The organism is Paraconexibacter sp. (assembly GCF_059438195.1).
Window position 1 is genome coordinate 118,698 of the sequence record NZ_JBLKKY010000004.1, and the last position, 8,493, is coordinate 127,190.

At 72.1% G+C, this 8,493-nt stretch carries 9 protein-coding genes; 3 read left to right on the forward strand and 6 right to left on the reverse strand.

What is annotated here, in order from left to right; genetic code table 11:
- Positions 1-75 precede the first annotated feature (75 nt).
- Positions 76-2,628 (forward strand): DNA gyrase subunit A, encoded by a 2,553-nt coding sequence (gyrA, locus tag ACME2J_RS02730; RefSeq protein ID WP_495543332.1) that lies wholly within the window; start codon positions 76-78, stop codon positions 2,626-2,628.
- Positions 2,629-2,942: 314 nt separating this feature from the next.
- Here gyrA and ACME2J_RS02735 read toward each other — a convergent pair whose 3' ends face one another.
- Positions 2,943-3,188 (reverse strand): hypothetical protein, encoded by a 246-nt coding sequence (locus tag ACME2J_RS02735; RefSeq protein ID WP_495543333.1) that lies wholly within the window; start codon positions 3,186-3,188, stop codon positions 2,943-2,945.
- Entirely contained in the window at positions 3,188-3,385 is a 198-nt protein-coding gene (locus tag ACME2J_RS02740; RefSeq protein WP_495543334.1) for a ChaB family protein, read from the reverse strand. Before ACME2J_RS02740 ends, ACME2J_RS02735 begins: the two co-directional genes overlap by 1 nt.
- Before the next feature lie 93 nt (positions 3,386-3,478).
- Between ACME2J_RS02740 and ACME2J_RS02745 the strand changes: the two genes are divergently transcribed.
- Complete coding sequence (locus tag ACME2J_RS02745) at positions 3,479-3,979, forward strand: hypothetical protein (RefSeq protein ID WP_495543335.1); 501 nt, start codon at positions 3,479-3,481, stop codon at positions 3,977-3,979.
- A 60-nt stretch (positions 3,980-4,039) separates the two neighbouring features.
- Here the strand turns inward: ACME2J_RS02745 and ACME2J_RS02750 are convergent, their stop codons facing one another.
- From ACME2J_RS02750 to ACME2J_RS02765, 4 genes are all read right to left on the reverse strand, one after another.
- A complete protein-coding gene (locus ACME2J_RS02750) occupies positions 4,040-4,549 on the reverse strand; it encodes an HNH endonuclease (protein ID WP_495543336.1) in 510 nt (169 codons plus the stop codon).
- Between the two features lie 130 nt (positions 4,550-4,679).
- Positions 4,680-5,537: a prephenate dehydratase gene (pheA, locus tag ACME2J_RS02755; RefSeq protein ID WP_495543337.1), complete on the reverse strand. Its 858-nt coding sequence runs from the start codon at positions 5,535-5,537 to the stop codon at positions 4,680-4,682.
- Positions 5,534-6,142, reverse strand: a complete 609-nt coding sequence (locus ACME2J_RS02760; protein WP_495543338.1) for a DUF4446 family protein — start codon at positions 6,140-6,142, stop codon at positions 5,534-5,536. The genes pheA and ACME2J_RS02760 overlap by 4 nt, the downstream gene beginning before the upstream one ends.
- 46 nt (positions 6,143-6,188) lie before the next feature.
- Complete coding sequence (locus ACME2J_RS02765; RefSeq protein WP_495543339.1) at positions 6,189-7,355, reverse strand: hypothetical protein; 1,167 nt, start codon at positions 7,353-7,355, stop codon at positions 6,189-6,191.
- A 146-nt stretch (positions 7,356-7,501) separates the two neighbouring features.
- Between ACME2J_RS02765 and ACME2J_RS02770 the strand changes: the two genes are divergently transcribed.
- Positions 7,502-8,493 (forward strand): serine/threonine-protein kinase (locus tag ACME2J_RS02770; protein ID WP_495543340.1); only part of this gene is annotated, 992 nt, incomplete at its 3' end.

The following is an 8,493-nucleotide window of genomic DNA, read 5'->3' on the forward strand; positions in this document are numbered from 1 at the left end:
CGCGCCCGCGCCGGCGCCCGACGGCGCCGGCGGGCGGACTCTCGATCTCCCACGAAGGACGGAAGGTGATGAGGCATGGCCATTGACGTGCTCGACGGCGGCAACATCGAGCCGCGCGCGCTCGAGGAGGAGATGCGCAGCGCGTATCTCGACTACGCGATGTCGGTCATCGTCGGGCGCGCGCTGCCCGACGTCCGCGACGGCCTCAAGCCCGTCCACCGTCGCGTCCTGTACGGCATGTCGGAGACGGGTCTCGGCCCGACGCGGCCGTACTCGAAGTGCGCGCGCGTCGTCGGCGAGGTGATGGGCAACTACCACCCGCACGGCGACTCGGCCATCTACGACACGCTCGTCCGCCTCGCGCAGGACTTCTCGATGCGCTACCCGCTCGTCGACGGCCAGGGCAACTTCGGCTCGATCGACGACGACCCCGCGGCGGCGATGCGGTACACGGAGTGCCGCCTCACGCGTCTCGCCATGGAGATGCTCCGGGACATCGACATGGACACGGTCGACTTCGTCCCGAACTACGACGGGCGCAAGCAGGAGCCGACCGTCCTCCCGGCCCGCTTCCCGAACCTCCTCGTCAACGGCGCCGCCGGCATCGCGGTCGGCATGGCGACGAACATCCCGCCGCACAACCTCGGCGAGGTCATCGACGCGACGACGGCCTACATCGAGGACCCGGAGATCTCCGTCGAGGCCCTCATGCAGCACCTCAAGGGGCCAGACTTCCCCACGGGCGGGATCATCATGGGCATCCAGGGGATCAAGGACGCCTACGAGACCGGTCGCGGGCGCATCCGCGTCCGGGCGAAGGTCGGGGTCGAGGACATCGGCCGCGGCAAGGAAGCCCTCATCGTCACCGAGCTGCCCTACCAGGTGAAGAAGGGCGGCGACGGCGGGCTCATCCAGAAGATCGCCGATCTCGTCCACGACAAGAAGCTGTCCGAGATCAGCGACATCCGCGACGAGTCCGATCGCCGCGGCATGCGCCTCGTCATCGAGCTCAAGCGCGACGTCATCCCCAAGGTCGCGCTCAACAAGCTCTACAAGCACACCGCGATGCAGACGACGTTCGGCGTCAACGCGGTGGCGCTCGTCGACGGCGTGCCGAAGACGCTGTCCCTGCAGAACATCATCAAGGCGTACGTCAGCCACCAGCAGGACGTCATCATCCGGCGCTCGAAGTTCGAGCTCGCGCAGAAGGAGGCGCGCGCACACGTCCTCGAGGGCCTCCTCATCGCGCTCGACAACCTCGACGCGGTCATCGAGCTCATCCGCAAGTCGCGCAACCGCGACACGGCGCGCGACGAGCTCGTCGAGCGGTTCGGCCTCTCGGTCATCCAGGCGAGCGCGATCCTCGACCTGCGCCTGTCGCAGCTCACCGCGCTCGAGTCCGACGCGATCAAGCAGGAGCACGCCGACGTCACCGAGCGGATCCGCGAGCTGCGCGAGATCCTCGGCGACGAGCGGAAGGTCCTCGCGCTCATCACGGAGGAGCTCGCCGAGATCAAGGAGCGCTTCGGCGACGGCCGGCGCACCGACATCCATCCGAGCGAGGACGAGCTCGACATCGAGGACCTCATCGCCGACCAGCAGATGGTCATCACGATCACCCGGTCCGGCTACATCAAGTCCCTGCCGCTCGACACCTACCGCGCGCAGCAGCGCGGTGGCCGCGGGGTCACCGGGATGGACCTCAAGGACGGGGACTTCATCGAGCACCTCTTCGTGTGCTCGTCCCACGACTACCTCCTCTTCTTCTCCAACCGCGGCAAGGTCTACCGCTCGAAGGTCTACGACCTGCCGGAGGCGCAGCGGACGGCGAAGGGCCGCGCGCTCGTCAACGTGCTGCCGCTGCGCGACAGCGAGCGGATCCAGTCCGTCCTCTCGACCCGCGACTTCACCGAGTCGCAGTACCTCGTGTTCGCGACCCGCAAGGGCGTCGTGAAGAAGACCGAGTTCCAGGCCTACAACACGCCGATCAAGGCCGACGGCATCATCGCGATCAACATCCGCGACGACGACGAGCTGGCGTCCGTCCGCCGTGTGGACGAGGGCGACGAGGTCATCATCGTCTCCCGCGCCGGGCTCGCGGTCCGCTTCTCCGAGGACGACGCCCGGGCCATGGGCCGCGACACGAGCGGCGTCCGCGGCATGGACGTCGGGCCGGAGGGCGAGGTCATCGCGATGGACATCGCGCGTGACGAGATGGAGCTCCTCGTCGTCACGGAGAACGGCTACGGGAAGCGGTCGAAGATCGACCAGTACCGCAAGACGTCGCGTGGCGCGAAGGGCGTGAAGACCATCGGCCTCACGGAGTCCAAGGGCGGTCTCGCCGGCGCGATCGTCGTGCGTCCCCACCAGGAGCTCGTCTTCATCTCCGAGGGCGGCATGGTCCAGCGCACGGCGGTCAAGGGCATCTCTCAGCAGGGCCGCGCGGCCACCGGCGTCCGGCTGATGAACGTCCGTGACGGCGACAAGGTCTCGGCCATCGCGCTCGTCGTCGGCGATCCCGAGGAGGGCGTCGCGGCGGACCTCCCGAAGGGCGCGGAGGTGCCGGATGTCCCCGGCGACTCGACGAGCGACGACACCGAGGATGGAGCCCCGCCCGAGGAGGAGTGAGCCGTCCAGGCGCCCGTTCCGGACACCTGGCGAGTTCCGTCCGAGGCCCTGCTACAGTCGGCTCACCAGAGAAAGGAGGTGGTCCGTATCGGTAGTTCGAGTTCTTGCGGGACCCTGGAGGTGACCGGCCGCTAGGTCGGATGGCTGGAGCCGCTTGGCGGAATCCAACCCGGGCCACCGTCGCACCCCTGCCGGTCTGGTCCCACCGGTGTAGGTCGTGGGGTGACGATCATTTCCAGTCGCAAGCAGACAGCCGAAGGGCGCGGTGAGCACACCGCGCCCTTCGTGCGTCCAGGAGGCCTCTCGCGGCGCCGTCAGCGCTCGCGCGCTCGCCGCGTCTCGCGGTCGTTGTGCCGCTGCAGCGCGTCGGCGAGCTGCGACTTCGTCATCGTCGACCGACCCTCGATGCCCGCCTTCTGGGCGTCCTCGTAGAGGTCCTTCTTCGGCTTCTCGGCGTCGACGCCGCCGTAGGAGCGCCGCGGGTTGTTGAGCGCGCCCTTCGCGGTCTGCTTCGACCGCGGGTCGGACGGCCCGGTGCGTCCGCCTTCCTTCGTCGGCATCAGGCGTTCTCCTTGAGCACCCAGTGGTCGCCCTTCTTCTCCGCGATGTTCTTCACCGCGGACCAGGCGGTGCGGTGGGCACGCTCCTCCGAGTCGTACTCGTCGTGCGCGCTGTCGAGCGCCTTGAGGTAGGTCCTCTGGATCTTGTCCGAGGAGCGCTCGAGGGTATCCGGGAGATCTTCCTTCTTGGCTGGCATCGAGTCGTCACCTCCATGGGGTGTGTTGCGCTCGCATGCCCGGAGCAGCGCTCGATCATGCGGGAGGCGACTCCCGCCTAGACTTCCCCGCCGGTGTCCCGCGCCCTCTCCGACCGCGCCCAGGTCCTCGTCATCGCCCTGTGGGTCGCGGTCGTCGCGGCGATCCTCGACGCGTACGCCCACGCGAACCGGATCTCGGTCGTGCAGGACGCGATCAACGCGCAGGAGAGCCTCGAGGGCGTCGCGATCCAGGTCGACCCCGACCTCGTCGACCGGGCCGACCTCTTCGTGACCCTCGGCCTCGCCGCGATGGCGGCGACCGCGATCGTCGTCCTCGTCGCGGCCGTGTGGTGGCGCCGCGCCGTCACCGCCGACCTCGCCGCAGCTCGTGCGCGCGGCTTCGCCGCCGCGGCGGCCGTCGCGTTCCTCGCCGGCCTCGTCCTCCTCGTCGTCGGCGCCAGGGACGAGGAGGCGCTCGCCGACCAGCGCCTTCCCGACGGCCTCTCGATGGGCGCCGACGCGCTCCTGGCGGCCGCCGCCATCCTCGCGATCGGCGTCGTGCGCCGGGTCACCGAGGCGACGCTGCGCCGGTGAGGGGCGAATCGCCGACGCGGACGGTCGGCAGATCGACACTCAGCGGGGGGGGGGGTGCGCTCAGGCCGCGTCGGCGAACGCGACGTCCGGCAGCCACGGGCGCCAGGACGCCGGGATCCGCGGCGCCGCCACGTGGATGAAGACGTGCGGGCTGGGCTCGCGGGGCGTGCGCCGCGGGTGCATGTTCGCGACGTGCGGGAGGTGGTCGGACTTCCGCCGGTTGCACGGAGCGCACGAGGCGACGATGTTCGTCCACTCCGACGTCCCGCCCTTCGAGCGCGGGATGACGTGGTCGACCGTGAGGCTCGAACGGGAGCCGCAGTACTGGCACTCCCAGCCGTCGCGGGCGAACACGGCGCGACGCGTGATCTTCCGGCGGTGCGTGTCGCGGGGGACCTTCACGTACTGGACGAGGCGGATCACCGCCGGCCTGCGCAGCGTCGCCTGCTCCGAGCGCAGGTCGCGGTCGCCGTCTTCGACGACCTCCGCCTTCGACTTCAAGAGGAGGACGACCGCGCGCCGCACCGTGCACACGTTGATCGGCTCGTAGGTCGCGTTGAGGACGAGCACCCGTCCACCATCAGGTCCACGTCGCCGGTGCTCCGGGGACGACGCGGACCGCACTGGGTCTGGTGGAGTGAGCGTGGCCATCGGAGCTCTGCTGCGGCAGTGTAGCGGCAGCCCGGCCGGATCGCGGCGTTCAGGCGGCGGGGTACGAGCCGAGCACGCGCACCTCGGTGCAGTGGTCGCGCAGGGCCTCGATCGCGTCGGCGACGGCCGCCGTCCCGGCGTCGCCGTCGAGGTCGACGTGGAAGACGTAGTGACCGAGCCGCTGCCGGCTGGGCCGCGATTCGATCTTGTTGAGGTTCACGCCGCGGAACGCGAACTCGCTGAGGCAGCGCACGAGCCAGCCGGGGCGACCGTCGCCGTCCCCGCCGAAGAGGATCGAGGTCTTGTGGGGGCGCGGGTCCTCGCCGTCGCGGAGAGAGGGCTCCGCGCCGGCCGCGGCGACCCACACGAAGCGCGTCCGGTTGCCGGGGTCGTCCTCGATGCCGGCCTGCAGCACGAGGCCGCCGTGGATCTCGGCGGCGAGCTCGGTCCCGATCGCCGCCCACGGCCCGTCCTCGTCCTCGCAGACGATCCGCACGGCCTCGGCCGTCGAGGCGGCGGGCATGGCCCGCGCCTGCGGCAGCTCGCGGCGCAGGAACCGCTGGCACTGCGCCAGCCCCTGCGGGTGGGAGAGGACGACCTCGATCGCCCCGAGCGGGAGGTCGCGGCGGGCGATGAGGCAGTGGCGCACCGCGAGGATCTCCTCGCCGACGACCTCCACGGCGGGAGCGGAGAAGGCGAGCGCGTCGAGCGTCGCGTTCACGGCGCCCTCGAGAGCGTTCTCGACCGGGACGAGCGCGAGGTCGGCGGCGCCGTCCTGCACCGCGAGGATCGAGTCGTGGACCGTCGGGACCGGGAGGAGCTCCGCGCCTTCCGGAGCGCGGGCGCTCGCGCGGATCGCCGCCTCGGTGAAGGTCCCCGAGGGTCCCAGGTGGGCGATCCGCGTCACCGACGGCCGTCCGCATCGTCGCGGCGGCCGGCGGCTCGGCGCCCGCGGCGGCGGACCACGACGGCGTCGCCGGCGTCCTCGTCGAGCAGCGTCCCGCGCGTGCGGACGTCGTTGGCGAGGGCGGCCTCGACGGCCTGTCGCTCCTCGGGCGAGAGCTCGAGCTCGCCCTCGCCGTCGCGGACGAGCTTCGCGTAGAGCCGCGCCTGGTCACGGTGGAGGATCGAGCTGAGGACGACGCCCGATCGCGTCGCGTCGAGGAGCGCGATCGACGTCGACTGCCGGCCCGACATCTCGTTGTAGGCGTCGTAGCGCACGAGGCCGTGATGGGCGACCGCGCCGTCGAGCCGGGACTCCGCCGTCTCGAGCCGGTCGTGGAGGCCCGCCGCGACGTCCTGCACGTAGTCGTGGAGGTCGCGGGCGGTGCGGTCGAGCGCCGCGACGTGCGCGACGACGTCCCGCTCGCCGGTGTCCCCGAGCACGATCCGCTGCGCCGCCTCGAGCCGGCGCAGCCGCCGGACCGCCAGGAAGGCGACGACGAGCGCGACGAGCGCGACCGCGGCGGCCGCGAGCGCGACGATCCCTGTCGACGAGGTGAGGTCGTCCACGCCCCCGAGGATAGTCGCGCGCCGGTCGTGAGGACGCGCTCGCGGCCTACCGCTCGAAGAGGGTCGTGTACTCGCTCTTGTTGTTGTCGGTGACCTTCTCGCCGGGCACCGGCCGGACCTCGATCTCGATCGTCGTCGGCGTGCCGATCGGCGGCGGCTCATCGAGGGGGATCGTCGCCTCGGCGGACGTGCCGGCCTGGGTCTGCGTGAGGGTCGTCCGGACGCTGATCGTGTCGGTCCCGGGGGCCCGGATCCGCGCGAACACCTCGACGTCGGTCTCGTCGTTCTCGCCCTGGTTGGCGACCTGGACCTTGAAGGCGAGGTTCGACGCGACGGTGACGCGATTCACGGCGCCGCCGGGCTCGAGAGCCACGCCGCCGAGGGTCACGCTCTCGATGCCGTGTCCGTGGGTCCCGGGTGCGGGCTCGGCGTTCGCGCCCTGACCGCCGGCGGCGCGCTGCGCGTTGAGCGCCTCGGCGACCTGGTCGGGGTCGAGCCACGCGATGCTCGGGAGGAACTGGCTCGTCGCGATGCTCTGGCCGCTCACGTCGTTGTCGTCGAGGGCCTGCTTGATGAGCGGCGCGACGCGCTGCGTGTAGACGACGTCGCTCGCGAGGAACGCGCTCATCTGGCCGGCGATCTGCTGGACCGCCTCCTCGGCGGTCTGACGGTTGTCGGCGCCCGTCGCCTTCGCGGCCGCGATGCGGTCGGCGATCTTCTGGAGGGCCTCCGCCCGCAGGTTGAGCGTGAGCTCGAGGTAGCGCTGCGCGTCCTCCATGTCGCCGGGGACGTCGAGGACCTGGGCCCGCGCGACGTCCTCGTCGGCGACGACCCGGACCTCGTTGACGCCCTGCTCGAGCTCGGCGGCCTCGCCGCCGGCGCCGAGCAGGTCGAAGAAGGGCGCGCTCACCTGCTCGTTCGACGAGGTGACGATCGCGGTGACCTCGCGGTTGTAGTCGCGCAGCGCGCGCTCCTTGCGGCTGTCGAGGCAGCCCTTCACGCCGAAGACGAGGAGGAGCAGCACGACGAGCCCGGCGCCGAGCGCGACGGCCTGCCGCGTGCGCAGCGTCTGCGGGTCGGGGGCGGCCGCGGAAGGGCGACGCCCGTTGCGCCCGCCGGGCCCCCCGCCCGCAGGACGGCGCGGGCGCGGGCGCTCCGCCGCGGGGCGGGTGCGCGTCGCTCGGATGGGTTCGTCGTCGTCGAAGAACGACATGGCTCTACAGCTCCCTGTCGGGGGCGCCGTCCACCCAGTATGACCACCGGGGGACGGGTCGCGTCGAGTGCAAGTTCGCCGTCAGCAGGAGAAAGTCCTTCCCGCCTGGCAGGAAGTCACACGCGCGAGAGGAAAACCGCGGGACGGTGCAGCCCGCCGACGACACCGCGGTGACCGCCGCGCGGCCCCTCGAGGACAGCGCGTCGGGTGAGCTCGTGCTCGGCCGCTACCGGCTCGGCCGCCGCCTCGGCGCCGGCGGGATGGGGGTCGTCCACCTCGCCCACGACGAGCACCTCGACCGCGCCGTCGCCGTGAAGCGGATCTCGGCCGCCGGGGACGGAGGGGTCGCGGTCGCCAAGCGCGCCGAGCGCGAGGCGCGCGCGGCCGCGCGCCTCCAGCACCCGGGCATCGTCGCGCTCCACGAGGCGGCGCGCGACGGGGACACCGTCTACCTCGTCAGCGAGCTCGTCCGCGGGCACACCTTCCGCGAGCTCCTCGACGAGGGCGCCCTCAGCGATCACGACGTCCTCGAGATCGGCATCGTCCTGTGCGACGCGCTCGAGCACGCGCACGCGCGCGGCGTCGTGCACCGCGACGTCAAGCCGCAGAACGTCCTCGTCCCCGCCCGCCCGACGGACCCCGGCGGGATCGCGAAGCTCACCGACTTCGGCGTCGCGCTCCTCCTGGGGGACGAGGCGCTCACCATGACCGGCGACGTCGTCGGGACCCTCGCCTACATGGCGCCCGAGCAGGCGTCGGGCGCGGAGGTCACGGCGGCGACGGACCTCTACTCGGTCGCTCTCGTCGTCTACGAGGCGCTCAGCGGCGTCAACCCCGTCCGCGGCGCGGGCGCGACCCAGACCGCGCGGCGGATCGGCACGCGGCTGCCCGCCCTCGGGCGCCTGCGGCGCGATCTCGACCTGGAGCTGTGCCGCGCCATCGACCGCGCGGTCCGCCCCGACCCGCACGAGCGGGGCGAGCTCGAGGACCTGCGGGCGGCCTTGGCGGCGGCGCTCGACGACGCCGACGACCGCCCGGGCACGGTCGCCGGGCCCCCGACGGAGACGGTCCTCACCCGGGTCGTCGCGCGCCGGCCGCCGCGCGAGCCGGTCCGCACGCCGGGACGCGTCCTCGCCGG